The following is a 25,422-nucleotide window of genomic DNA, read 5'->3' as shown; positions in this document are numbered from 1 at the left end:
CCTTACCTTGAGGTATCGATTGATGGGGCGGCAAGGGTGGCGTCGACCTCCATGCCAGGCCGTACGCGCTGCAAGCCGTCGACGATAACCCGTTCACCGGCGGTCAATCCTTCTTTAATCTCATATTCCTGCTCAAACTGGCTGCCGGTAACCACCCTACGCACTTCCACCCGCTGGCGGCCGTCGACCACCAGGACAAAAAAACCCTCCCGGTCCTGCTGTAGCGCGGCGATAGGCGCCATGACCACCGGCTGCGCGGGGCCGGCCACCAGCGCGACGTTGACCACGCCCCCGGGCAGCAGCAGATGACGGGGATTGGCAAAACGCGCCCGCACGGTGATGGTGCCGGTCTGGCTGTCAATCTGGTTATCCACCGATTCAAAAACCCCGGGTTCCGCATACTCCTGGCCATTGGCCAATTGCAGGCGGGGGGTATAACCGCTGGCGGACAGATCTTCGGCGTCGCCGGTATGCCGGTAGGCAACGGTGATATAGTCACGTTCATTGATGGCCACCGCCACCCGAATGGGGTCAAGCTGGACGATATGCGCCAGCGCACCGCTCGCCGGGTTGATGAGGCTGCCGGTATTGAAATGACTGTGGCCGATGCGCCCGCCGATGGGCGCAAGGATGCGGGTAAAACCGAGCTGCAGTTCCTGCAGGCGCAGGGTAGCCTGCGCCTGTGACAGCGCCGCGTTGGCGGTGTCCCGCTGCGCCACCGCCGCATCAACATCCGCGCGGCTTACGGATCGCTGTTCCCCCAGGCGCTGTATCCGCGTCAGATTGACCTGGGCGTGCCGCGCGCCGGCATTGGCGCTGTCCACTTGGGCCTGGGCCTGCGCGACCGAGGCCTGGTGCAGGGCGGGATCGATCTCGAATAAGACTTCGCCAGCCGTGACCAATTGTCCGTCGGCGAACTCCCTGCGGGCGATAAACCCTTCGGTGCGGGTCAACACATCCACCGCTTGGATGGCCTCGATGCGCCCCAGGTAATAATGGACGCGCTGCGGCGCCCGTTGCTCAATAATCGCGATGGTAACAGCCGGAGGCGGCGCGGCCGATAACGGCAATATCGTCATGGCGGTGGACAGAAACGCAGCGATATTAAACAACACCACATATTGTTTATTTGACATTATTTCCACACTCATTAATTCATAAGTTATATTTTTGGAAATCGAGATGCTATTCACACTTCACTATTTCATTACACTGGTTATAAAGAGAACGTTAAACTTACCGATAAATAAACGCTGGCTTGCGGTTATTACCAATAAAAACTGTTCGCCTGCCGCGGGCGCCGATCAGGTAAAAGGGAATAAGCTTCGCGCTAATCGGTTTTATTGCGCGTCCATAACAATTTTGGCGTTAATCCTTTTCAACATATAGGGATAAAAGGGATTGGACGCGAGCCGCATTAAGGAGTCCAAACCTACTACCAGCACCGCCCTTTCGCCGCGGGCGGCAAACGCGCCCAGACTGATGCCATATTGATCCTTCGGCTGCGGAAAGCGCCCGTAGAGCGAATCGTTCATCGGGAAGGGCAGCGCCACGTGCGAGAGGGAAAAAATATCCGCCGGATACTGAATGCCCAACAGCTCGGTCGACTCTTCCGTCTGGCCGGCGAGCGTAGTGCGCGCCAGCGTATCAAGGCTATCGGAGGAGACATTGGTGACGATGGTGGTGGTATAGCGGCGCGGCGGCGGCGGTAACAGGCGCGACAGCGCCAGGTAGGAGGAGGTGCGGAGCAATGGACCGAAGCTTTCTGCCTGGTTCAAATCGAACAGCACCACTTCACTGCCGTTCGCCGGCAGATGCTCAAACAGCGCGGTAATCACGGCGCGGGTGCTGACGGTAGAATCCATTACCGACTGGAAAGCCAAGATAGGCGGCAAGGCGTCCAGGCGGTTATTCGCGGCGTCCTGGGTGATCTGCTGCTGTAGCGCGCGTGTCAGCTCAAAGGATTGCCGGCCGCCATTGACCGGAAAAGAGTTATATTTAAACGGGTTGAATTCGGGGACGATACCCAGCCAGGCCGCCTTGGCGAACGCGGGGAACAGGGCCGGCCACCCCGCCACGCCGGCGAAGCGGGCAAAACGGGTTACGCCTATCATGGGCGATAGCAAAATGATCCGTGTTGGTTTCGTCAGGTGCGGATTCTCCAGCGCGTCGAGCGCGTATTTCATGGCCAGCGCGCCGCCGTTGGAAAACCCGACGATATGCAACGGCGCATCGCCGCCGAGCACCCTGGCCTGGCGTACCGCCAGGCGGGTAGCCGCCATCCAGTCTTCCCATCGCACATCGGTCAGCGCGCCGGGCACCGTGCCGTGCGCGGGCATACGGATGCCGATGGCCACAAAACCCTGCCGGCGGTAGCTTTCCGCGATATGGCGCAGGCTATAAGGCGTGTCGGTCAGGCCGTGCAGCAATACCACCGCCCCCTTGGGCGTCCCCTCCGGCATCAATATATAAGAACGGTTCCAGTTAGTGGCAAACCGATCGGGGAAAATCGGGCTGCCGGAAAAATAGCGGTTTAAGGGTGTCTGCTGGCTGATATCCAGTTTATCCGTTACATTTTCCCGCACGGACTGGAAGAGTTTATTCTCGGCGGCGATATAATCGGCCCAGGTCGCCTTATCAATCTCATCGGCGTGCATATCCTGTGGCACGTACGTGTGCCACAGCTGGAGTTCCGGACCGCGTTCGGTCTCATAGATCCTGATGGCAAACGCAGCGAGACCGAGAATAACCGCAACCATGAGCAAACGGACCATCCATCGGCGGAACATGCGCAAAAGCATAATGATAACTCCCTATAAAACGACATCGCCCCGGCAGTGGGGCAGTGGCCTGGTTAGCGTGGTGAAACCGTGACCCTGCCGCCGCCCGAGGCAATGGCGACACGCTGTCCGACAAAAAACTGGCTGGGGCCCTGCGCCTGGGCGACAATAATCGTCGAACCGTCGTCGCGGCGGATTTCAAGCTCTACGCCCGCGCTGCGATTGGCTGCGCTTTGTATCCCCGAGCCTGCCGCCGCTCCGCCTACGGCACCCGCGGCGGTGGCCAGGCCGCGGCCCGATCCGCCGCCGATGGTGTTGCCTAAAAAGCCGCCGATAACGCCGCCGCCGATGGTGCCGGCGGCGTTTTCGCCATTACCGCCCTGTATCGTGATGGGGCGTACAGAGATTAATGTGCCGTAGGTGACGGTATGGATCTGCCTGGCCTGCGCGGCGGTGAAGGTATCGCCGGATGAGGTGCGGTTGGCGGCGCATCCGCTCAGGACCGCCAGGGAGACGGTAATGATGAGTGATATTCTGGTCATTATGCACCTCTGTTATTTTTGACTTTATACGGCATAGGCGAAATTATGCGTAGGGTTATATTCATATTAAATAGTTTTAATAAAGCACGCGTCGTATAGGTTATCCATAATAGACGTTGGCTTTAGTCATGATGGCCAGGCGCCTGCGGTGCTATCCCTAATATAAAATGTTCCGGCAACGGCGAAAAAAGCCAGCCCCCCGTCCATGACAAAGGATGATAATATGGCTGTGTATGCATCAGATTAATTAATAAATAGGATTATGTAATTATTGTTGCCGGCGAGTAATACTAGCGCTTGCCACTATATAAGCATTATTTATTACACGGTTGTGAGATATTGATCATAATAGCGGGTGAGATGCCGCACTATTTTGCCTCGGTCGGCGCCGGGGAGCCGGGCGGCGAATATGCCGCTGTCCGTAGCGTTTAAACGCGGGGCCGGGTGTTATCTGTCGCTTGCCGTGGCGGCGGCGATAATTTAGAATCGATCGTTATGAAAACCTTAAAACCCTCTGCAGGCAAGCCGCGCGGCCGGCCGCGCTCTTTTGATCGCGAGGCGGTATTGGATCGGGCGATGCGTCTGTTCTGGCTGCGCGGATATGAGTCCACTTCCATGGCCGAGCTGCTGAAGGTCATGCAGGTTACCACGCCCAGTGTTTATAGTGCTTTCGGCGATAAAGAGCATCTGTTCCTGGAGGCTATCGCACGTTATATCGATGGTCCGGCCCGGTATCAGGCCGAGGCGTTGAAGGAAAAGACCGCGCGGGCGGCGGTTGAACGCATATTGAGCCAGGCGGTTGAGAGTATTGCCGATACCAGTACGCCGCCGGGATGCATGCTGGCCCTCTCGGTTATCAACTGTTCCGCTGCGTCGGAGCCGGTGCGGAAAATCGTTAACGAGGCCCGACAGGAGACGGAGCGCGCGCTGTGCCGGCGCATCGCGCAGGGTATCGCCGAGGGCGACGTCCCGGCGCAGACAGATGCCGGCGCATTGGCCGGCTTTTTTGCCACGGTGCTGTATGGTTTGTCCATTAAGGCCAAGGAGGGTATTTCGGCGCATGAAGCTCGCGCCGTGGTGGATACTGCCATGCGGGCATGGCCGGCAAACCCGCGCTCCCTTTAACAACTTTGCATTGCGTTCGGTGTTGTCGGGCCTAGCGCGCCATGGGACGCTCGGTCGGGCGAAAACCCCACGCCCGATTCGACCCCATCGGCACGCTCTCCCTTGAACACGTCTGAGTTGAGTTCGGTGTTGGCGGGCCTAGCGCGCCATGGGGCGCTCGGTCGGGCGAAAACCCCACGCCCGATTCGACCCCATCGGCACGCTCTCCCTTTAACACGTTTGCATTGCGTTCGGCGTTGGCGGGCCTAGCGCGCCATGGGGCGCTCGGTCGGGCGAAAACCCCACGCCCGATTCGACCCCATCGGCACGCTCTCCCTTGAACACGTCTGCTTTAGGTTCGGTGTTGGCGGGCATACCGTGCCATGGGGCGCTCGGTCGGGCGGGAAAAGCACGCCCGATTCGACCCCATCGGCACGCTCTCCCTTGAACACGTCTGAGTTGAGTTCGGTGTTGGCGGGCCTAGCGCGCCATGGGGCGCTCGGTCGGGCGAAAACCCCACGCCCGATTCGACCCCATCGGCACGCTCTCCCTTGAACACGTCTGAGTTGAGTTCGGTGTTGGCGGGCCTAGCGCGCCATGGGGCGCTCGGTCGGGCGAAAACCCCACGCCCGATTCGACCCCATCGGCACGCTCTCCCTTGAACACGTTTGCATTGCGTTTGGTGTTGGCGGGCCTAGCGCGCCATGGGGCGCTCGGTCGGGCGAAAACCCCACGCCCGATTCGACCCCATCGGCACGCTCTCCCTTTAACACGTTTGCATTGCGTTCGGTGTTGGCGGGTGTCAGATTTGCGCCTGGCCGCCGTCGACGAACAGTTCGGCGCCATTGACGAAACTTGCCGCATCCGAGGCGAGGAATACTGCCGCCTTGCCGATTTCATCCGGGTGGCCCACTCTTCCCAGGGGCACCAGCGCCGCGAAGCTGTCCACCAGGGCCTGCTGCTGATCGGACTCCACCAGGCCCAGCAATCCCGGTGTTTTGACCGGACCGGGACTTAAGACGTTAACGCGGATATCCTGTCCTTCCAGATCCTGTATCCAGCTGCGGGCAAAATTACGGATGGCGGCTTTTGTCGCGCTATAGACGCTAAAGTTTTTCCCACCGATAGCAGAGGTGGTTGAGCCGGTAAGGATCACCGACGCGCCTTTTGCCAGCAGGGGCAACGATTTTTGTACGGTAAATAGCACGCCTTTCACGTTGATATTGAACGTGCGATCGTAGTGTTCTTCGGTAATATCGGCCAGCCCGAGTAGCTCACCGCCGCCGGCGTTAGCGACCACGATATCCAAGTGTCCCTTGTGTTCCTTGATGCGGGCGAAAAGGTTATCAAGCGCGCCGAGGTCGGCGACGTCGGCCTGGATGCCGAAGGCGTTAGAACCCAGTTCGGCCAAGGCGTCATCCAGCTGCGCCTGGCGGCGCGCGGTGATAAAGACAAACGCGCCTTCATTGATAAACTGCCTGGCAATGCCCAGTCCGATTCCGGTGCTGCCGCCCGTGACCAACGCTATCTTACCTTGGAGTGATTGACTCATGCTGTCACCTTGGTTGTAAGTTAAGGGAAAATCCCGGTTGTGGTTCCGTATAAGGAGATACTTTAATTTCGTAATTAACGTTACGAAATTAAAGGGTGGGAATGTGCACGTCAAGGCTTTTCATATCAAATGTTATGAAATTAGTGAGAATGCTTTGTTAAATAATGAGCAACCCTTCCCGGCCATAACGGCGGTAGGCGCTAACGAGGAAAGGGCGTCAGACGGCGGGAGAATGATGGGGCGCCGCCTGTGTCAGTACGGTGGCGCAATCGATGATAGCCGTTAACTTTTGGTTTCCCGGGTGACCCAGCCGGCAATTTCCTGGTAGGGAACGAACATCGTCTGATTCCGCTTGGGATGCGTCGCGGTGAACACCCCGACTATCGCGCCATCCTGCGCATAAACCGGACCGCCGCTCATTCCCGGCACGCCGCCGGCGTCGCTCAGGCCGACCAGGCAACTGGTGCCGGGTTTATCCCACCAGCCGAACTCCTTTAACACACCGCTTGAAGAGGTTGGCATCGCGGTATAGGCGTTGTACCCATACAGTCTGAGCTTATCGCCTTTGCCCGCCGTCTCAAGCTTGGGCAAGGCGCGTCCGGTATTATCGTGGTAGATAATGGCCACATCGCACAGAGGGTTGTAAGCCTTTACCTTGACCATCATCATCTTCGCTACATGTCCGGCGGTCAGGCTGTACTTCGCGGTGAGGGGAAAGCTGGAGCCGATGGCCCCCGCCAGGACGGGAATGCCGATAAAATGGAAGTCCGCTTTATTTTCCGCGGTCTGATCAACTTTGTAATGGCCGACACCGGTACATGCCGATAACAACAAAGGAAATAAAGTAAAAAGAATGTTAATTTTCATCGTTGCCGCTTCATCATTGTTCTGGTGATAAAATTGATCGGCGAATTGATCAAGCCTGGCTAATATGTCTTGCCAGTAGGATTAACGGCTTAAGGTGAGAATTCTTTAGCCTGAAAATCGTAATTATTATTTTTTATATTGGCGTCATAAAAAATGATGGCGACAGCGTATAAAGAATAAATAAAAAAAGCTAACTTAAGCCAAATAATCAAATCATAAAGTCCTGTTGCGCCTTCTTATCGCTGCCATAGGAAATTTAATCTATGCCAAAAAGTGTAATATTATGATTTAAATGACTTTTAAGTGAAGATGCCAATGATGAAAATCATTCTATGCTGGAATAATAAAGACGTTGCCATCGCGGGTTACGGATAGTGCGAAAAAACATGCCGGGGATAACGTTAATAACATTTCACAGGAAAAGGCGGCAAGGTGAAAATTAATATTCCCGTAGTGGATAGGTTAAATCGGCAGTGGCTAATGCTGAATAAAGTCAAATTTTTTCTCTATCTGCGGGAGTTTATTCCCAATTGGTTATCACAATGATAATCGCTTCACCCTTCTTTTTTATCGGGTGGAGACTTCAGTAACAAGGGGATTGGCAACGGGATTAACCGGCAATATCAAATAGTGTTTAGGCGGAGTTAATGACGGGAACGCTAAGATTTTTGTTTCACTAGGAGATCAAGGTGATAAATAAAAAATCTTTCGCGGGCCTGTCCCTCGCGGTGGCGTTGATGCTGGCCGGCTGCGCCGACAGGGTGGGGATAACCGATCGCGGCGGCTATGGGGTCGATACGTCTATAGCGTCGTTAAACCAGGATGAGAGAGTGCGCTATCTGGTTATGCATTATACCGCCGTTGATGATCAGGCGTCGCTGGCTTTGCTGACACGGGGCACGGCAAGCGCGCATTATCTGGTATCGTCCGCTCCCCCGCTGATCAACGGCAAGGCGGTGGCGCAGCAGCTGGTGCCCGAGGACAAGCGCGCCTGGCATGCAGGGATAAGCGAATGGAACGGGCGTAGCAATCTTAACGATACCTCTATCGGTATCGAAATCGTCAATCCGGGTTTCACCGAATCGGCCGCGGGGAAGCGTTGGTATCCCTACGCCCCCGAACAGGTCGAGCTGGTGGCGCGTTTGGCTGAAGATATTATCCGGCGCTACCAGATACGCCCCGATAACGTGGTGGGGCATAGCGATATCGCACCGCTGAGGAAAACCGATCCCGGCCCGCTGTTCCCCTGGGCCCAACTGGCCGAGCGCGGCATCGGCGCCTGGCCAGATAAACACGTAGTGGATAAATATCTGGCGGGCAGGGCGCCGGAAGCTGACGCGCCGGTGGCTAACATCCAGCGCGCCTTGGTTAAATACGGTTACAGCCTGCCGCTCCATGGCAAGGCCGATGAGGAAACCATCCGGGTTATCAGCGCATTCCAGATGCATTTTCGCCCCGCAAATTTTTCCGGTCGGGCGGACGCTGAAACCGAGGCCATTGCCCTGGCCTTACTGGAAAAATACCGTGCATAATTATCCTGCCCCGTCCGTTCGTCCAGCCCGGGCGGGGATACAGCATGCGCAGGCACAGTGCAGGCGACGGGTAAATGCTTTCATCTTGTCCCCTGCAGCGGCGGATCAGCCGCCTTATCGGCATAATTCTGCGCGATACTTACACAATCACTCACACAAACGGTGTGTAATCAGGTAAAATAGAATGTCGTTTCAGGCGAAAAATGAAAATGCGGAGGTATACCTGTCATGAATTCGAGTAATCAGCAACCTATCGAAACCAACACCAAACCCATCACCACAACGTTGTCAGGCGTCATTACCAAGTCCCCGAGCCGTATCAAAGGCAACACCGGCCGCCCTATGGTAAAAGCGACCATCCTGGCGGAAAGCGATAAGCGCAGCTCGTATCCCCTCACCGTGGTCGGCTTCGACATCATGGCGCTGGAACTGATGGCGCATTTACGTGGCGAACGTCTGACCATTACCGGACGCATGGAGTGGAACGGCGGTTATTCCATCGTCGCGGATCAAATTATCGCCGTCTGATGAACTACCCCTTCGGGGGCACTTCTTCAGGTCTGGTAGTCAGTGCTGTTGTCCCTACTGCGTTTGTTTATCCTGCAGCAACCTTCAGGCTTCCAACTAAAAAAAGTGTTCACCGCCACAGCGAAAGAGGCCGTTTGGCCACGAGCCTTCTGTTATCCCGTGGCGTGCGATAAATTATTTTTAGCTTGCTTATTAATGATTTGCACGGCTCCGTTTCGATGTATTTAGCATATATGTTCATTTATGCAACATTTAGTGGTTGAAAAATTAATAATAGAAAAAGTGCTTGCTATCACCATCGCACTATGTGTAAATAGCGTCATCGGTTTGTAGTACAGACCTATTTATGAATGTCATTTTAGTAAAGTTGTTCCGGTAAAGACGATATTTCAATATACCGTATCTCCGAGGAATTTCCTTCTCTAGTGCTCCCATAAGTAAATCCTGACAAGCAGACCACAATCGCCTTATGGCGGCCCTATTAAAAGGAAACAACAATGTCTAATAAAATGACCGGTTCAGTAAAATGGTTTGATGCTGGTAAAGGTTTTGGTTTCATCACCCCTGCTGACGGTAGCAAAGATGTGTTCGTTCACTTCTCTGCAATCCAGAGCAATGATTTCAAAACCCTGGACGAAGGCCAACAGGTCGAGTTCAACATCGAACAAGGCCAGAAAGGCCCGTCTGCAACTAACGTCGTTGCGCTGTAATATACAGCTGAGGCTGTGGTAAGGTTCTTGCGATAGCGATGATGGCCCAGGCCGGAGCAGTCAAGTAACCCTAACCCAACCCAAAGATTCCGAACCCCGACTCTGTCGGGGTTTTTTTATGTCTTCGCGAATTTTAATGCTAAAATTCCGCTTCGACTTAATAAGGATATGGGTATGACGAAAAATTGTGTCTGGGGTCTGCTGGCATTGACCCTGAGCGGGTGCGCCGGTTATACCGACTATCCCTCTGCGGCCAAAACCGCCGCGCCTGCGGACGTGGCCGGCGTGTGGATGACCACCGGGCCGCAAAAGGAGCTGGCCGATCCGGCCGCCATCGCCACTTTTATCGTGACCCGGTCGGGCGACACCCTTGATTGCCGTCAATGGCAGCGCACCATCGCGCGGCGGGGCAAGCTGACCTGGCGCGGCGACAATCTGTACAACGTCAATGTCAAGAACGAGTACAGTACGGTGACCGTAAACGACGGCGTCATGAAATTCAGCCGCTTAACGCTGCATCGCGTGCAAAAGCCGACCGTCGAATGCCAGGCCTTTGTGGTCTATCACGATGGCGACTATGCCTTTGCCGATGAGGCCGTCGCCAAGCCGCAGCCGGCTAAGACCCATAAGAAGGCCAGCGGCGTGGAAAGACGGCAAAAATAGTCATCGGCGGCTATGGCTTCCCATAGCGCCGATGCGGGCGTTATGGCGCGCTAATGCTGCAGCCGGCGTGCGGGTTCTTAACCCGCACGCCCTAATGCCACTGCTTCAACACCCCGGCGCGCCGCCGGTTCCGGCCCTTTTTGCATCCCATCTTCATTAAGGTCATTCAACCAAGGGTGATCACCAGCTTGCCCGCGGCATGTCCTGCGGCGCTGCGTTTATATGCCTCTGCGGCTTGTTCAAGCGGGAATGTCTTATCCAGAGGCATGTGGAACACGCCTTCCGTATACAGCCGCGCCGCTTCGGACAAGACCCGTTCAGGATGGTTCTGTGGCGCGAAAGATCCCTGCGCCCCGTGCAGCGGCGCGGTGGCATCAACAATGGAAAGAACGCGGGAAGGATCGCCGACCAGCGCGATAAGCGTGGGAAGGATGCCCGGGCCGGCCAGATCGAGTGCGGCATTGACGCCGGCCGGCGCGATGTGGCCGATTCTTTCAACCAGGCCCGGGCCATAGGTTGTCGGGACGGCGCCGAGCCCGCGCAGGTATTCATGCTTCGGGGCGCTCGCGGTGCCAATGACGATGATCCCGCGGTAACGTGCGAATTGGATTACCGCGGAACCAACGCCACCGGCCGCCCCGTTCACCAGCAGCGTTTCGCCGGCCTTCACGCCAACCTGCGCAAGAATGCGCGTCGCGGTTTCGACCACCACCGGGAAACCACCCGCCTGCGCGAACGGCAGGCCGTCGGGCTTGCGGGCCCAATGGGTCAGAACCGCGTATTGCGCCGCCGTGTTAATGCCGTAGCCGAAGACGGCATCGCCAAGGCTAACGTCGGTACTGCCTTCGCCGACTTCATCCACCACGCCCGCGCCCTCGACACCGATGCCCGAAGGCAGCGCAATAGGCCGGCCGCGCCAGCAGCCGGCCCGAAGCTTCATGCCGTCCGAAGGGTTGACGCCGGCGGCCCGGACGGCAATCCGCACCTGGCCGGGACCGGCGTGGGGTTCGTTAATATCCGCCACCTGCAGGACTTCGGGACCGCCGTATGCGCTGAATTGCACTGCTTTCATAAAAAACTCCCCTGGAAAAACGCAAGGCGAGCGGCCTTGGTTATGCGTTGACGGTAAAAAAAACTGGCGGCACCAGACGGATTTGCGCACGCAGGTCTGCGGCGCTTTTGGCAATGTGCGGTCGCCTGGCGTGCGCGCGATTCCCTGGCGGACGCGCGGGTTACACCTCTCTGTCGGTATTTTATATACTCAGTATAAATAAATACTGAGTATATATAAAGGCCTGTGCAAAAATCAGCCCGGCCGGGGTTTCTGGCCAGCAACCGTAAACGGTCTCCCATAGTGCAAACCAGGGCCGTGTCGAGGTGGCTAAAATTTAAATTTGAATAAAATTATTTAAAATCAATAAATTATAATAATGGCATTCAAATTGCTTCCACGAAGGAGGGCTTGCCAATAAAAGGACATTACGATGAAAGCGATTATCATTGGTGCGGGGATGGGGGGCGCCAGCGCGGGCATCGCGCTGCGCAATGTCGGCTATCAAACCGAAATCTATGAAGCGGTCACGGATATCAAGCCGGTGGGGGCGGCCATTTCCATTTGGCCTAATGGTGTTAAATGTCTGAATTTTTTGGGTCTTGGCCCACAGATAAAAGCCCTTGGCGGCGATATGGCCACTATGGCATACGCGGATTATCGTACCGGGCGAATCCTGACCCGTTTTCCCCTGCGCCCGCTGGTGGAGCGCGTCGGTGAGTTCCCGTATCCCACCGCCCGCGCCGAGCTGCAAGCCATGTTATTGGATGAATTCGGCCGCGAGCGCGTCTTTCTCAATAAACGCCTGACGCGCATTGAGGATAATGGCTCCCAGGTAACGGCATGGTTTGCGGACGGCAGCGCCGCTACCGGCGATCTGCTTATCGGTGCTGATGGCACCCACTCTCTGGCGCGGGATTATGTGCTGGGCCACCGGGTGGCGCGGCGCTATGCGGGCTACGTCAACTGGAACGGCCTGGTAGCCGTCGACGAGGACATCGCGCCGGCTAACCAGTGGACCACGTTTGTCGGCCAGGGCAAGCGGGTATCGCTGATGCCGGTGGCGGGCCGGCGCTTTTATTATTTTTTTGACGTGCCGCTGCCAAAAGGGCTGGAACAGGAGCGCGGCCGGGCGCGGGAAGCTTTACGGGAGTATTTTTCCGGCTGGTGCGCGCCGGTGCAGCGGTTGATAACGCAGCTGGATCCCTTGGGCGTCAATCGGGTGGAAATCCATGATATCGAGCCGTTCAGCACCTTTACGCGCGGTCGGGTGGCCCTGCTGGGCGACGCGGCCCATAGCACCACGCCTGACATCGGGCAGGGAGGCTGCGCGGCGATGGAAGACGCCGTGGTACTGGCGCTGGCGCTGCGCACGCATTCTCTCGGCATTGAAGATGCCCTGCTGCGCTACCAGGAAAAGCGGGTGGAGCGGGTCAGGTCGCTGGTGCTGAAAGCCCGCAAGCGGTGCGATATTACCCATGGCAAAGATCCCCAGGCCACCCGCCGCTGGTATCAAGATCTGGAAAATGAAACCGGGGAAAATATTCTTACCGGCCTGGCCGACACCATCTTAGGCGGACCGCTGTAGGGGCAGGGGGCTTGCCGTGACGGTCTGAGGCGGAAAACCGTGGCGCCTGAATGTCGGTTTTTCGCCTGTAATCGTTATCAACTATGTCCGGCCAGGCGGGACGGGAAGATAACCTATTGTCATTTTTGGTAAATCCGCCGCCGGCGTATGGTAATATATCTGCAGAATCGCTAGGCTGGGCAGCCTAAGAAAATAAGCGCCTTTTATCGTTACCTCCTGTGCGGATGTCTGATGACTGAGAATACCTGTTTTGGTTTGCCCGCGCGCTTGTTGGGATGCTTGAGGTCGCCGTCAATGCCGCTCTTCGCCTCCTTTAGCAATAAACCATGAGATCTTCGCGCTGATAGCATCCGGCGATTATTGGCTTAACGATCAGGACCAGGATTGATGGAGCGCCTTGAATGGTGTTCCCAACAACTTTATGAAGAATCAATGAAATGGCATACCCGCAAAAATTTTCGCTTTCGCTCCTCCACCCGCGTTACTGGCTGACCTGGTTCGGCCTGGGAGTGCTTTTCCTGTTGGTGCAACTGCCTTATCCGGTGTTGCATACCCTGGGCGGCTGGCTTGGCCGTTTATCGATGCCATTCCTGAAACGCCGGGCCGCGATTACGCGCCGTAACCTGGAACTCTGTTTTCCCAATATGGATAAGCAGAAGCTCGAGCGGACTATCATCAATAATTTCACCTCCGCCGGCATGGGCTTAATGGAAACCGGCATGGCCTGGTTCTGGTCGGATGCCCGCGTTAAACGCTGGTTTGACGTCTTCGGCCTGCACAATCTGCAGCGGGCGAACGAACATAACCAGGGGGTTATGGTCATCGGCATCCATTTTATGTCCCTTGAGCTGGGCGGACGCGCCATGGGGCTGTGCCAGCCGATGATGGCCATGTACCGTCCCCATAATAATAAAGCCATGGAACTGGTACAAACCTGGGGCAGGATGCGGTCCAACAAGGCGATGCTGGACCGCAAGGATTTACGCGGCATGGTCCATTCGCTCAAGCAGGGCGAAACGGTCTGGTTTGCTCCCGATCAGGATTATGGCCCGCGCGGCAGTATTTTTGCCCCTTTCTTCGCGGTTGACCAGGCGGCTACAACCCGCGGCACCTATACGCTGGCCCGGCTGGCACAGCCGAAGCTGGTGCCGGTGGTGCTGATCCGTAAAAAGAACGGCAAGGGGTACCGTCTGCTGATCCAGCCGCAGCTGGAAAATTATCCGCTGGACGATGAAATGGCCGCAACCTGCTATATGAATAAAATCGTCGAACAGGAAATCATGCGCGCGCCTGACCAATACCTCTGGATGCACCGTCGCTTTAAGACGCGTCCGTTGGGCGAATTGTCCCTCTATATATAAGTGCGGCGTGGCCGGGCACGGCGTCAGTTTTGCCTCCCGGCCGGTGACGCAGGCCGATCGTTTGAAATAACGCCAATTCACCTCTTTTATCCTGCCATCGCGCCCTGCGGATGTTCTTATACTAGCGGCTTTAATATCATGAGTTCATGGATCCGCGAAAATGCATATTACGCACTATAGGGCCTGGGCAATGGTTTTCCTATTCAGCGCGCTATTCTGGATGACGATGATAAGCGCAATTTATTTGTTGCTTAAAAGTTAATTTTTGTAGAGCAAAAGCGATAATTGTTGCCGAGAAGGCGGTGTTGACGACAATATGCTGCGGCGACAGTGAGATGGCTTCTTTTAGGATTAATCCTAAAATATAGTCCGGATCCATTGTAAGCGCCAAGAGTGCGAAATCAGTGCCAAAATACTAAAATTTATTTTATAAGTACGCTGAAAAGACTCGTTTTTTTGTGTTTATCCCGGCTGGGGACCCGTAGGCGGGTGATAAGAAAACCGCGGTGTATTAATTTTTGTTACCAATATTACAAAAAATTACCAGTACACCTGCCGTGTCGATTCGTTACACTATCAGCCTTTCGTTACTCGCTGGTTTAAAAACCTCAAAATCATTTGATAGGTAAATTATGTTACGCAATGGCCGCTCTCGGGCAGTATGGCTTCTGACTATCCTGGGAATGTCCCTGGCTAGTTTTTCGACTTTTGCTGATACGGATATCTTTACCGCACTGGACGATCCTTCCACTGCGAAAAAAAGTTTCGACGGCAATCTTCAAGCCGGCTACAACGCGCAGTCCGGCAACTCCACCAGCTCTTCACTGGCGGCAAGCAGCACCATGACCTGGTTCCAGCCGACCAATGCCTACAGTATCTGGGCCGAAGCGGCAAATAACTCAACCGATGATGAACGCTCTTCGGAAAAGTATCAGGCCGGTGCGCGTGCGCGTCATAATTTGGATGATGATAATTTCCTGTTTACGCAGGGCAGCTGGTTAAGCGATCGTTTCAACGGTTATCGCTCGCGTTCAACCCTGACCGCGGGTTACGGCCGGCAGGTCTTGAACGGACCGGTCAGCCACCTGCGGTTGGAAGCGGGTCCCGGCGTAAGGCACGATGAATTCCAGGGCGGCGGTCGCCAGACCAAGGCATTGGCCTACGGTGCGGCATCTTATGCTTATCAGCTGACCGACAGCACGCAATTTATCCAGGGCGTTTCCATTCTTGGTAACGAGGATATCACGGCGAATTCCGAAACCGGGCTGAGCGTGGCCATCAATAGCCATTTTGCGTTGAAGATGACCTATGATGTCACTTATAACAGCACCACGCCGGATAGCGCGCCGAAACACACCGATACCAAGACGGCGGTTTCCCTGGTCTATAATATGCAATAGCAGGCTGATGCCTGGTTAAAATCTTATTTTACTATTTCTTGTCACGTTTTAGCGATCTTAAGCTGGACAAAGGGCTTGCCACTTGCTGTACTACTACCCGACACAGAGTTTGTGTCTATCATTTATTGAAAGGTAAGTTTGATGTCTAAGATTAAAGGTAGCGTTAAGTGGTTCAATGAATCTAAAGGATTCGGTTTCATTACTCCTGAAGATGGCAGTAAAGATGTGTTTGTTCATTTCTCCGCCATCCAGAGTAATGGTTTCAAAACGCTGGCCGAAGGCCAACGCGTTGAATTTGAAATCACTAACGGCGCCAAAGGCCCATCGGCTGCTGACGTTACAGCTATTTAAGATAGCCAGTATTCTGAAAAACCCGCTTAATGCGGGTTTTTTTTATGCCTGAAATCCCGTAATCGCCGAACTGAGCGACAAGGTGTTAAAGGGAAAGCGGCCCATGGCACGGTAGGCCCGCCAACACCGAACGCAATGCAGGCGTGTTCAAGGGAGAGCGTGCCGATGGGGTTGAATCGGGCGTGGGGTTTTCGCCCGACCGAGCGCTCCATGGCACGGTAGGCCCGCCAACACCGAACGCAATGCAGGCGTGTTAAAGGGAAAGCGTGCCGATGGGGCCGAATCGGGCGTGGGGTTTTCGCCCGACCGAGCGCCCCATGGCACGGCAGGCCCGCCAACACCGAACGCAATGCAGCCGTGTTCAAGGGAGAGCGTGCCAATGGGGTCGAATCGGCGTGGGGTTTTCGCCCGACCGAGCGCCCCATGGCACGGTATGCCCGCCAACACCGAACGCAATGCAGGCGTGTTCAAGGGAGAGCGTGCCGATGGGGTTGAATCGGGCGTGGGGTTTTCGCCCGACCGAGCGCCCCATGGCACGGCAGGCCCGCCAACATAGAACCTAATGCAGCCGTGTTCAAGGGAGAGCGTGCCGATGGGGCCGAATCGGGCGTGGGGTTTTCGCCCGACCGAGCGCCCCATGGCGCCGGTAGGCCCGCTAACACAAATCCTGCAACGAGCGTGTCAAAGGGAGAGTGTGCCACCTTATAACGGCACCGGCGGGCCGAACAGATTCACCAATCCCACTGCCAACAACGTCATGGCAAGCGAACCGACCAGATTCAGCAGAATATTCACCCCCGCCCAAAGCATCTGCCCGGTCATCATCAGGGTAACCACTTCCGCCGAAAAGGTAGAAAAAGTGGTCAGGCCGCCGCAAAAACCGGTGGTGATAAACAGTTTCCAGAACGGGTCGATATGAGTGAGACGGAGAAACAACGCCATAAACAGGCCGATGGTAAAGGCGCCGACCAGGTTAACCGCCAGGGTGCCGACAGGAATGGCAAAACCGCTGCCGCTGAGCTTCAGGCTGAGCCACCAGCGCAATACGCTGCCGATCCCCCCACCAATAAACACGGCTGATAAAAGGGTAAACATAAGAACCTTTTTAATTAATTTAAGGAATGAAAAACTCAGCAGGGCGAACACAATGACTACGTCCCCCAACCCGAGCAGGTAAACGTAGACATCATCAGCCAAAAACGGCGGTTAAAGGAGGAATGTCATCTCCTGGCGCGATTATACATTACTTTCCTTTACTGAACAGTATTGTCGTCGCCATGGCGGCAGGCCAACTGGATGGCATCGGCCACCAGCTCGACCCGATCGGCTTCCAGCAGGGACGTCGATACCCGGATAAAGCGGCTGGGTCCGATACTATGCCGTTTGCCGGGCATCACCGCGATACCGTGAGCCGCCAGCGTCACCAGGGCATATTGCTCCGACGGCACCGGGATCTGGATGCTCAGCCCGTCCCGATCCGGCAACACCACCCCACGCTGCGCCAGCGCGCGCAACAGCGCCCGGCGGCGCTGGGCATAACAATGCCGGGCGGCGGCAAGCGTCTGCTGGGTAATGCCATCGGTCATCATCCAGGCCACCGCTTCCTGCAATATCCTGCTGGTCCAGCTGGCGCCGAAGTTACGTACCGACTGAATACGCCGGATGATATCACTGGAAGCGGAGATAACCGCCAGCCGCAAATCCGGGCCATAGGCTTTGGAAAATGAACGTACATGCACGGTACGCTGCGGGTAAATATTGCCCAGGCTGTGGACCGGATGCGCGGACAGCTCGCCGATGCCGTCATCCTCAATTATCAGCGTCGCGCAGGCGCGCAGTAAATGCGCCATATCGTCGGCGCGCTGCCGGCTAACCGTATGGCCGGTTGTGGAATGGGTGCGCGGTTGGTAGATAAAGGCTACCGGATTACGCCTGAGCGCCGCCTCAAGTCCCGCGGGGGTGGGGCCTTGCCCATCGCAGGGGACGGCGATAATGTCCGCGCCCACATTATCCAGCATATCCAGCAACCGCGTGGCGGTGGGATCTTCAATCGCCACCGTGGCGCCGGGCATAATCAGGGTTTGCAATGTTTGGTACATGGCGTCAAAACCGCCGTCCGCCGCGAGGTAGGCCTCGGCGGGATAGGGCCAGCGCGGCGCGATGGCCTGTTGCAATACCTGGCTTATCGGTTCGCGCCGGTAGCTGTTGAGGTTTATCGCCCTCCCGCCGCGCAGCAGCGCCTCGCGCAGATCCGGCAAATAGGCCGGATCGGGCGCGGCCAGGGTCAGGTCGGCCATGATATTGTCGCCGAAATTGCCGATGGCCTCGAACCGCACCGGCCGCGGCGTGACGATATTGCCGCACACCCATACGCCGTTGCGCCCGGCGCCGGCGATGACTTTTTGCCGCCGCAGCTGCCCCCAGGCGGCGGATACGGTTGCCGGGCTGACATCCAGCAGGCCGGCAAGTTCGCGCACCGCCGGCAGCTGTACGCCTACGGCAATGGCGCCGCTGCCGATAAGCGCCGCGGTCGCCAGCGCAATACCTTTAATCGTCCGATCCTGGATGCGTTCGGCCAGCCAGCCGGCCTCAAGAGCATTATCCATAAGAATAAACTTTGTACAGTAACAAAGTTAACATTGTACATTGAACAAAGTGGTTTTAGTATCGAAATTAATCAATCGAAACCAAAATGGTCTACAACTGTTAATGTCCGGTAAAAGAAAGCACGCCGGCATGGGGGAACAACGTGGCATACACTATCAGGCTGGCGGTCAGGGACTGGGATTATTTTACTCCCCTGGCATTGGGCGATCTCAGGCCGCAAGGTTTTTCCCTGGAAATCCATCGCGTGGGCACGCTGGTGGACTCCATCGCCACCAGCGCCGACTTTGACGCAGGCGAAGTCTCGTTCAGCCGGTATGCCCAGGCGGTCGCCCGCGGCGATAATTCCCTGCTGGCGCTGCCGCACTTCCTGATGCGCGGGTTCCGGCAACGCTGCATCATCACCACCAAGACCAGCCCGCTGACCACCCTCGGACAACTGCGCGGCAAACGTATCGGGCTGACCGGCTGGCAGGATTCCGGCAATACCTGGACCCGTACCCTGCTGAAGCGCGAAGGGGTGGGTATCGATGACGCCACCTGGTATGTGGGCCGTTTGACAGACGATCATCCTGTGGTCGACCGCCTGGCCGGCTTCGGCCGCACGGGGCGTATCGAGGCCGCGCCCGGGGAGCGGCCGCTGCTGACCTTATTACGGGCGGGGGAGCTGGACGCGGTATTCACTCCCTTTATGCCGAACGGATTTTTTTCCCCCGCCTCGGATCTGCGCCAGTTGCAGGAGGATTTTCGCCAGGCGGAACTCGATTATTTTAACGCGGTGGGGTATATCCCGGGAATCCATGTGCTGGGCATCAAGCCGGCGCTGGCGCAAGCCCATCCGGAGCTGCCCCAGGCGCTGAGCGATATCATTACGCAGTCGGCCCGTCTGTGGCACGACAAGCGGGTCAAGTATGCCGATACCACGCCCTGGCTGATGGACGATCTGGCGCGTACCGCACGCGACCTGCCGGCGGACTGGAATCGAAACGGTTTTGACGCCAACCAGCGGATGGTGGCGGACTTTGCCGCTGAGCTTTTTGAGCAGGGACTGACGTCACGTTGCCTTACGCCGACGGAACTCTTTCCTTACCCATTATCATAATCTGCAGGAGGACGGACAATGAAAGTCGCATTAGGACAATTTGCAGTGAGCCGGGAATGGGAAACCAATTTAGCAACCTGCCTCGACCTGATGGACCGCGCTCTGGCGGGCGGCGCGGATTTGCTGGTGCTGCCCGAGGGCATCCTGGCGCGGGATATCGCCGACCCGGATTTAGTGCTCAAGTCGGCCCAGCCGCTGGACGGGCCGTTTGTCAGCACGTTGTGCGCCGCCAGCCGGGGCACCCAGCTTACCACCATGATGAGCGTGCACACGCCCACCGGCGACGGGCATGCGTTTAATGTACTGATCGCTATTCGCCACGGCGAAATTATCGCCCGCTATCGCAAACTGCATCTTTACGACGCGTTTGCCGTGCAGGAATCGAAAAACGTCACGCCCGGCAGCGAGGTGCCGCCGCTGGTGGACGTGGCGGGCATGAAAGTAGGGCTGATGACCTGCTATGACGTGCGCTTTCCCGAACTGGCGCGCCGGCTGGCGCTGGATGGCGCCCAGGTGCTGGTGCTGCCTGCCGCCTGGGTCAAGGGGCCGCTGAAGGAAATGCACTGGGAGGTGCTGGTCACCGCGCGGGCATTGGAGAACACCTGTTATATGGTGGCGGTGGGAGAATGCGGCGAGCGCAACATCGGCAACAGCATGGTCGTCGATCCGCTGGGCGTTGCCATTGCCCATGCCGCCGAAGCGCCGGCGCTGGTGTTCGCCGAGCTGGATGCCGAGCGGGTCGCCCACGCGCGGCGGGTATTGCCGGTGCTGGAAAACCGCTGTTTCGCCGCGCCGCAGCTGCGCGAGCGCTAAGACGCGAGCTGCAATCATCAATAGGTTATCGACATCAGGGGAAATGCAATGAATGTAATGAAAAAACGGCTGGTTGCCCTGTTCTGCCTGGCGCTGTCGGGCGGCGCGCTGGCGGATGACGCGCTGCCGGTGCAGGCGCTGGATACCGCGCTGCACGCTAAGTTACCCCAGGATATCCAGCAGTCGGGCCGGATTATATCCGTTAATAACGGATCGTTCCCTCCCTATGAGATTGCCACCAGCACCCATTCCCTGGACGGCGCCAGCGCCGATTTAGCCCAGGCGCTGGGGCAGCTGCTGGGCGTTAAGATCGAACACGCGTCGGTCAGCGGTCTGTCCGGCGTGTTGAGCGGCATTAATTCCGGCCGCTACCAGATGGCTATCGGCCCGGTCGGCGATTTTCCCGACCGGGAACAGAAAAATGATTTTATCGATTTTGTGCAGGAATTCGTGGTGTTCGCCGTGCCTAAGGGCAATCCGGCCACCATCAACGGCCTGATTGATACCTGCGGCAAGCGCATCGCGGTCATGGCGGCCGGTTCAGCCGAGCAGGTCATCCGCAAACAGTCCGCCACCTGCGTCGCGGCGGGCAAGGCGCCGGTGACCGTCGCCTCCTTTACCGATCAGCCCACGTCGGTGCTGGCGGTGCGTTCCGGCCGGGTCGACGCCTTTTTCTCCTCCCAGGCGCCCCTGACCTATTTTGTGGCGCAAACCAACGGGCAGTTGGAATTAAGCGGACAGGGTAAAGCCAATGGCTTTGGCGATCTGTTCCAGGGGTCGGTAGTGCCGAAGGATTCGCCGTTCGGCGCGGTGGTGCTGGAAGCCTATCAAAAATTGTTTGCCAACGGCACCTATGCCGCCATCATGAAAAAATGGCATCTACAGGACAATATGCTCAAGGCGCCGGGCCGTAACCTGGCCAGCAATCCAGGTGCGAAACCATGACCGGACGTGCTACCGATGCCACGCCGACGCCCGCGGACACCGAGCGCGACGTGCGTTATGCGCGTCCGCCGGGGCGGCTGGGCCATATAGTGTTATGGGTAGTGGTGTTGTTGATTGCCGCCGATGTGGTCTGGGTGGTCGCCAACAACAAAAACTTTGAATGGCACGTGGTCAGGGCCTGGTTTACCGAGGCGTCGGTGCTGCGCGGTCTGGGCGTGACCCTGGGCCTGACGGTGATCTCCATGGTGCTCGGGGTGCTGCTCGGGCTGCTGCTGGCGGTGGCCCGTCTGTCCGATCACCGGCTGTTGCGCGGGCTGGCGGGCCTGTATATTTGGTTCTTCCGCGGCACGCCGCTGCTGGTGCAACTGATTTTTTGGTACAACATGTCGACGCTGTTCCCGCATGTGACCCTCGGGTTGCCGTTTGTCGGCCCGGTATACGCCAGCTGGAACACCAACGATCTCATTACTCCCCTTACCGCCGCCATTGCCGGCCTGGCGCTCAACGAGGCCGCCTATATGGCGGAGATTATTCGCGCCGGGCTGCTGTCGGTGGATACCGGCCAAGTGGAAACCACCCAGGCGTTCGGCATGAGCCGCAGCCGGGCGTTGCGGCGCATTATTATCCCCCAGGCCATGCGGTCGATTATTCCCCCCACCGGCAACCAGCTGATCAGCATGATTAAAGCCACGTCGCTGGTGAGTGTCATCGCCATGGGCGATTTGCTCTATTCGGTACAGTCGGTCTATAACCGCACCTTTGAAGTGGTGCCGATGCTGATGGTGGCGGTGATCTGGTATCTGATCATTACCTCGGTGCTGAACGTGGCGCAGTCCGCCATCGAGCGTTATTACGCCCGCGGCACCCGCCGCAGCGAGACGGTGACCCGGCGGCGCCAGGCCGCGCCGGCGGATAGCGTGGCAGGAGAAAAATAATGGTTCAGCAAACTTCCGTTCCGCTGGTACGCGCCCGGGACGTGCACAAGAGTTATGGCGATCATGAGGTGCTTAAGGGTATCAGCCTGGACGTGTTGCCGGGCGAGGTGGTGGTGATCCTGGGACCGTCCGGATCGGGGAAATCCACCTTTTTGCGCTGTATTAACCATCTGGAAGATATGAACCAGGGCTCGATTATCGTCGGCGATCACCAGGTGGGCTACGAGCTGCGCAAAGGCGTGTTGCATAAATTGTCCCCGCGGGCCATTGCACGCCAGCGCCAGGAAATCGGTATGGTTTTCCAGCAGTTTAATCTTTATCCCCACATGACGGTGCTGCAAAATATTATCGAAGCGCCGATCGGCGTACATAAACAGAGCCGCCGCGACGCCGTGCGTTACGCGCGCGAGCTGTTGCAAACGGTGGGACTGAGTGAAAAGGCCGACGCCTATCCCCGCCATCTTTCCGGCGGCCAGCAACAGCGGGTGGCTATCGCCCGGGCGCTGGCCATCCGGCCTAAGCTGATGCTGTTTGATGAGCCGACTTCGGCGCTGGATCCGGAGCTGGTGGGCGAGGTGCTGGCCACCATGCGCAGCCTGGCGGATCAGGGATTGACGATGATCGTGGTCACCCATGAGATTGGCTTTGCCCGCGAGGCGGCGGATCGGGTGGTGTTTATGGATCAGGGCGTGGTGGTGGAGGAGGGGCCGCCACAGGATGTGCTGGTCAATCCGCAGCATCCGCGCACCCGCGCTTTTCTCAGCCGGTTCCTGTAACCGGGCGGGGCGTAGCGGGAATAACGCCCCGGTATGTAAAACTGTTACAGATATCTCTTGTAATGCAGGGGTAATAGCGGTAAAAAGCGATTAACATGTATCAATCGCTGGTTTTATCAGCAAGCGTTAAGCAAGAAGGTGAGTATGGAAGGTTTAAGTATTACCAAATTATTAGTCATCGGCGCCTTGATTGTGCTGCTGTTCGGCACCAATAAGCTGCGCAGCCTGGGCGGCGACCTGGGCGCGGCTATCAAAGGTTTCAAGAAAGCGATGGGTAGCGATGATGCGGTCGCGCCGAAAACGCAGGCTGATGATACCGTGGCGCCCCAGGTTACAGAACGTAAAGAGTAAACCTGGCGCGGAAAAGGATGGTTATCGCAACCATCCTTTTTTATTGGCCGCAGTCAGAATGTAACCGGATATGTCGCCGGTTATTTTACCTCAATGCCCTTGGCCTGCAGGTCCGCATGGTAGGACGAGCGCACGAACGGACCGCACGCCGCATGGGTAAAGCCCATGGCCATGGCTTCCGCTTTCATCTCGTCGAATTCCTGCGGACTGACGTAACGCTTCACCGCCAGGTGATGACGGCTGGGCTGCAGATACTGGCCCAGGGTCAACATGGTCACGCCGTGGCGGCGCAGATCGCGCATGACGTCAACGATTTCCGCGTTGGTTTCGCCCAGCCCCACCATCAGTCCGGATTTGGTCGGCAGGTCGGGGTTGGCTTCCTTGAAACGCTCGAGCAGTTTCAGCGACCAGTTATAGTCGGCGCCCGGGCGCACCTGGCGGTATAGCCGGGGCACATTTTCCAGATTGTGGTTAAACACATCCGGCGGCGCCGCGTTGAGAATTTCCAGCGCCCGATCCATCCGGCCGCGGAAATCCGGCACCAGCGTTTCAATCTTGATGGAGGGGTTTTTCGCCCGGATGGCGGTGATGCAATCGGCAAAATGCTGGGCGCCGCCGTCGCGCAGGTCGTCGCGGTCCACCGAGGTGACGACGACGTAGCGCAGCCCCATATCGGCGATGGTCTGGCCCAGTTTTTCCGGCTCATTGGCGTCGGGCTGGGTTGGACGGCCATGGGCGACGTCGCAGAACGGGCAGCGGCGGGTGCAGATGGCGCCGAGGATCATAAAGGTGGCGGTGCCATGGTTAAAACACTCGGACAGGTTGGGGCACGACGCTTCCTCGCAGACGGAGTGCAGGCCGTTTTTGCGCATGGCGGCTTTAATACCCTGGATACGCGTGGAGTCCGACGGCAGTTTAATCTTCATCCATTCCGGTTTGCGCAGCATCTCCTGACGCTCGACCGCCACGGTTTTAATCGGGATTAAGGCCATTTTATCGGCGTCGCGGTATTTAACGCCGCGTTCCATCTGTATCGGTTTACTCATAATCTCGCAGGTCCCGTCCCGAATGTGCCAGCATGCAGGTTATCACACACGCTGTTACGTGATTGTTCAACTAAATTTGATAAAACATCAAAAATTATAACATGGTTAACCGTTCGCTTTCAGCCCAAAAAAGCGATTATTGCTGGATTGCGTCCGCAAGGGGAGGGTAATCCTCCAGATACCAGGGCAGCATGCGGGCCGGCGGATTGCCGAGCCGTTGCAGGAAGACCCCGGTCAGCACCGGCGCCACGTCGTCCACGCGGGTGCCCGGCGCCAGATCGCTTACCTGGGTCATGCGCAGTCCGGCGTAGCCGCAGGGATTGATTCGCAGGAAGGGCGAGAGATCCATGGCGATATTCAGCGCCAGTCCGTGAAACGAACAGCCTTTGCGGATGCGTAATCCCAGCGAGCAGATTTTATCATCATTCACATAGACGCCCGGCGCGTCCGCGCGCGCGCGCGCCGCGATGGCAAAACGCCCCAGGGTCTCCACCACCGTTTCTTCCAGCAGGGTCACCAACTGGCGCACGCCCAGCCTGCGGCGTTTAAGGTTAAGCAGGACGTAGAGGATTTGCTGGCCGGGGCCGTGAAACGTGACCTGGCCGCCGCGATCGCTCTGGATAACCGGAATGGCGCCCGGCGCCAGGATATGTTCTGCCTTGCCGGCCTGCCCCTGGGTAAATACCTGCGGATGCTGGACCAGCCAGATTTCATCCGGCGTGGATTCGTCGCGGCGATCGGTGAAGACGTGCATGGCCTGCGACACCACGTCATAGGGCTGCAGGCCAAGCTGGCGGATTATGATGGTTTCCTGTGGCACA

At 57.2% G+C, this 25,422-nt stretch carries 25 protein-coding genes and 1 riboswitch; of the genes, 15 read left to right on the top strand and 10 right to left on the bottom strand.

Going from position 1 to position 25,422, the window contains the following annotated elements; genetic code table 11:
* Nucleotides 1-2: 2 nt before the first annotated feature.
* The 3 genes from ACL2XG_RS09700 to ACL2XG_RS09690 all read right to left on the bottom strand — a co-directional run bounded on the left by ACL2XG_RS09700 (nucleotide 3) and on the right by ACL2XG_RS09690 (nucleotide 3,322).
* Nucleotides 3-1,079 (bottom strand): efflux RND transporter periplasmic adaptor subunit, encoded by a 1,077-nt coding sequence (locus tag ACL2XG_RS09700; protein WP_413723406.1) that lies wholly within the window; start codon nucleotides 1,077-1,079, stop codon nucleotides 3-5.
* Between the two features lie 261 nt (nucleotides 1,080-1,340).
* The gene (locus ACL2XG_RS09695; RefSeq protein ID WP_413723407.1) at nucleotides 1,341-2,774 is read right to left on the bottom strand and encodes an alpha/beta hydrolase; all 1,434 of its coding nucleotides are present in this window, start codon (nucleotides 2,772-2,774) and stop codon (nucleotides 1,341-1,343) included.
* Between the two features lie 80 nt (nucleotides 2,775-2,854).
* Nucleotides 2,855-3,322 (bottom strand): glycine zipper 2TM domain-containing protein, encoded by a 468-nt coding sequence (locus ACL2XG_RS09690; protein ID WP_413722278.1) that lies wholly within the window; start codon nucleotides 3,320-3,322, stop codon nucleotides 2,855-2,857.
* Between the two features lie 495 nt (nucleotides 3,323-3,817).
* Between ACL2XG_RS09690 and ACL2XG_RS09685 the strand changes: the two genes are divergently transcribed.
* Nucleotides 3,818-4,447 (top strand): TetR/AcrR family transcriptional regulator, encoded by a 630-nt coding sequence (locus tag ACL2XG_RS09685; protein ID WP_410016122.1) that lies wholly within the window; start codon nucleotides 3,818-3,820, stop codon nucleotides 4,445-4,447.
* Nucleotides 4,448-5,228: 781 nt separating this feature from the next.
* Here the strand turns inward: ACL2XG_RS09685 and ACL2XG_RS09680 are convergent.
* A complete protein-coding gene (locus tag ACL2XG_RS09680) occupies nucleotides 5,229-5,978 on the bottom strand; it encodes an SDR family oxidoreductase (protein WP_413722279.1) in 750 nt (249 codons plus the stop codon).
* Nucleotides 5,979-6,260: 282 nt separating this feature from the next.
* Nucleotides 6,261-6,845, bottom strand: a complete 585-nt coding sequence (locus ACL2XG_RS09675) for a trypsin-like peptidase domain-containing protein (RefSeq protein ID WP_413722280.1) — start codon at nucleotides 6,843-6,845, stop codon at nucleotides 6,261-6,263.
* Between the two features lie 737 nt (nucleotides 6,846-7,582).
* Here ACL2XG_RS09675 and ACL2XG_RS09670 point away from each other — a divergent pair.
* The 4 genes from ACL2XG_RS09670 to ACL2XG_RS09655 all read left to right on the top strand — a co-directional run bounded on the left by ACL2XG_RS09670 (nucleotide 7,583) and on the right by ACL2XG_RS09655 (nucleotide 10,278).
* The gene (locus tag ACL2XG_RS09670) at nucleotides 7,583-8,377 is read left to right on the top strand and encodes an N-acetylmuramoyl-L-alanine amidase (protein WP_413723408.1); all 795 of its coding nucleotides are present in this window, start codon (nucleotides 7,583-7,585) and stop codon (nucleotides 8,375-8,377) included.
* A gap of 228 nt (nucleotides 8,378-8,605) precedes the next feature.
* Complete coding sequence (locus ACL2XG_RS09665) at nucleotides 8,606-8,905, top strand: hypothetical protein (protein WP_410016119.1); 300 nt, start codon at nucleotides 8,606-8,608, stop codon at nucleotides 8,903-8,905.
* A 497-nt stretch (nucleotides 8,906-9,402) separates the two neighbouring features.
* Complete coding sequence (cspA, locus tag ACL2XG_RS09660; protein ID WP_131864725.1) at nucleotides 9,403-9,615, top strand: RNA chaperone/antiterminator CspA; 213 nt, start codon at nucleotides 9,403-9,405, stop codon at nucleotides 9,613-9,615.
* Between the two features lie 174 nt (nucleotides 9,616-9,789).
* On the top strand, nucleotides 9,790-10,278 hold the full coding sequence (locus ACL2XG_RS09655) for a hypothetical protein (protein ID WP_410016118.1): 489 nt from the start codon (nucleotides 9,790-9,792) through the stop codon (nucleotides 10,276-10,278).
* Nucleotides 10,279-10,444: 166 nt separating this feature from the next.
* Here the strand turns inward: ACL2XG_RS09655 and ACL2XG_RS09650 are convergent, their stop codons facing one another.
* Complete coding sequence (locus tag ACL2XG_RS09650; RefSeq protein ID WP_413722281.1) at nucleotides 10,445-11,350, bottom strand: NADP-dependent oxidoreductase; 906 nt, start codon at nucleotides 11,348-11,350, stop codon at nucleotides 10,445-10,447.
* A gap of 412 nt (nucleotides 11,351-11,762) precedes the next feature.
* On the opposite strand from ACL2XG_RS09650, the gene hpxO reads away from it, so the two are divergent.
* From hpxO to cspE, 4 genes are all read left to right on the top strand, one after another.
* Entirely contained in the window at nucleotides 11,763-12,917 is a 1,155-nt protein-coding gene (gene hpxO, locus ACL2XG_RS09645; protein WP_413722282.1) for an FAD-dependent urate hydroxylase HpxO, read from the top strand.
* Between the two features lie 437 nt (nucleotides 12,918-13,354).
* The gene (gene lpxP / locus ACL2XG_RS09640) at nucleotides 13,355-14,278 is read left to right on the top strand and encodes a kdo(2)-lipid IV(A) palmitoleoyltransferase (protein WP_410016115.1); all 924 of its coding nucleotides are present in this window, start codon (nucleotides 13,355-13,357) and stop codon (nucleotides 14,276-14,278) included.
* Nucleotides 14,279-14,910: 632 nt separating this feature from the next.
* Nucleotides 14,911-15,678, top strand: a complete 768-nt coding sequence (locus ACL2XG_RS09635) for a YdiY family protein (protein WP_410016114.1) — start codon at nucleotides 14,911-14,913, stop codon at nucleotides 15,676-15,678.
* 141 nt (nucleotides 15,679-15,819) lie between these two features.
* Nucleotides 15,820-16,029 (top strand): transcription antiterminator/RNA stability regulator CspE, encoded by a 210-nt coding sequence (cspE, locus tag ACL2XG_RS09630; RefSeq protein WP_331118480.1) that lies wholly within the window; start codon nucleotides 15,820-15,822, stop codon nucleotides 16,027-16,029.
* Between the two features lie 702 nt (nucleotides 16,030-16,731).
* On the opposite strand, the gene crcB is transcribed toward cspE, so the two are convergent.
* Entirely contained in the window at nucleotides 16,732-17,124 is a 393-nt protein-coding gene (crcB, locus tag ACL2XG_RS09625; RefSeq protein ID WP_413722283.1) for a fluoride efflux transporter CrcB, read from the bottom strand.
* Between the two features lie 78 nt (nucleotides 17,125-17,202).
* Nucleotides 17,203-17,266, bottom strand: a riboswitch (Fluoride riboswitch).
* Nucleotides 17,267-17,282: 16 nt separating this feature from the next.
* On the bottom strand, nucleotides 17,283-18,635 hold the full coding sequence (locus tag ACL2XG_RS09620; RefSeq protein ID WP_413722284.1) for an aminotransferase class I/II-fold pyridoxal phosphate-dependent enzyme: 1,353 nt from the start codon (nucleotides 18,633-18,635) through the stop codon (nucleotides 17,283-17,285).
* Nucleotides 18,636-18,778: 143 nt separating this feature from the next.
* On the opposite strand from ACL2XG_RS09620, the gene ACL2XG_RS09615 reads away from it, so the two are divergent.
* The 6 genes from ACL2XG_RS09615 (at nucleotide 18,779) to tatE (ending at nucleotide 23,555) form a co-directional block, all read left to right on the top strand.
* Complete coding sequence (locus ACL2XG_RS09615) at nucleotides 18,779-19,735, top strand: nitrate ABC transporter substrate-binding protein (RefSeq protein WP_413722285.1); 957 nt, start codon at nucleotides 18,779-18,781, stop codon at nucleotides 19,733-19,735.
* An 18-nt stretch (nucleotides 19,736-19,753) separates the two neighbouring features.
* Entirely contained in the window at nucleotides 19,754-20,548 is a 795-nt protein-coding gene (locus ACL2XG_RS09610; RefSeq protein WP_413722286.1) for a deaminated glutathione amidase, read from the top strand.
* 57 nt (nucleotides 20,549-20,605) lie between these two features.
* On the top strand, nucleotides 20,606-21,493 hold the full coding sequence (locus tag ACL2XG_RS09605) for an ABC transporter substrate-binding protein (RefSeq protein WP_413723409.1): 888 nt from the start codon (nucleotides 20,606-20,608) through the stop codon (nucleotides 21,491-21,493).
* On the top strand, nucleotides 21,490-22,428 hold the full coding sequence (locus ACL2XG_RS09600; protein WP_410016109.1) for an amino acid ABC transporter permease: 939 nt from the start codon (nucleotides 21,490-21,492) through the stop codon (nucleotides 22,426-22,428). Before ACL2XG_RS09605 ends, ACL2XG_RS09600 begins: the two co-directional genes overlap by 4 nt.
* Nucleotides 22,428-23,204 carry an amino acid ABC transporter ATP-binding protein gene (locus tag ACL2XG_RS09595; RefSeq protein ID WP_413722287.1) on the top strand — a complete coding sequence of 259 codons (777 nt, stop codon included), beginning with the start codon at nucleotides 22,428-22,430 and terminating at the stop codon, nucleotides 23,202-23,204. Before ACL2XG_RS09600 ends, ACL2XG_RS09595 begins: the two co-directional genes overlap by 1 nt.
* Before the next feature lie 144 nt (nucleotides 23,205-23,348).
* Nucleotides 23,349-23,555: a twin-arginine translocase subunit TatE gene (gene tatE, locus ACL2XG_RS09590; protein WP_413722288.1), complete on the top strand. Its 207-nt coding sequence runs from the start codon at nucleotides 23,349-23,351 to the stop codon at nucleotides 23,553-23,555.
* An 80-nt stretch (nucleotides 23,556-23,635) separates the two neighbouring features.
* Here tatE and lipA read toward each other — a convergent pair whose 3' ends face one another.
* Nucleotides 23,636-24,601 carry a lipoyl synthase gene (lipA, locus tag ACL2XG_RS09585; RefSeq protein ID WP_413722289.1) on the bottom strand — a complete coding sequence of 322 codons (966 nt, stop codon included), beginning with the start codon at nucleotides 24,599-24,601 and terminating at the stop codon, nucleotides 23,636-23,638.
* A gap of 136 nt (nucleotides 24,602-24,737) precedes the next feature.
* A complete protein-coding gene (gene lipB, locus ACL2XG_RS09580) occupies nucleotides 24,738-25,421 on the bottom strand; it encodes a lipoyl(octanoyl) transferase LipB (RefSeq protein ID WP_413722290.1) in 684 nt (227 codons plus the stop codon).
* Nucleotide 25,422 lies beyond the last annotated feature (1 nt).

It is taken from the genome of Sodalis sp. RH24, assembly GCF_047324145.1.
Classification (GTDB): Bacteria; Pseudomonadota; Gammaproteobacteria; order Enterobacterales; family Enterobacteriaceae; genus Acerihabitans.
Note: the sequence above shows the minus strand (reverse complement) of the source record. Positions and strands in the feature narration are given on the sequence as shown.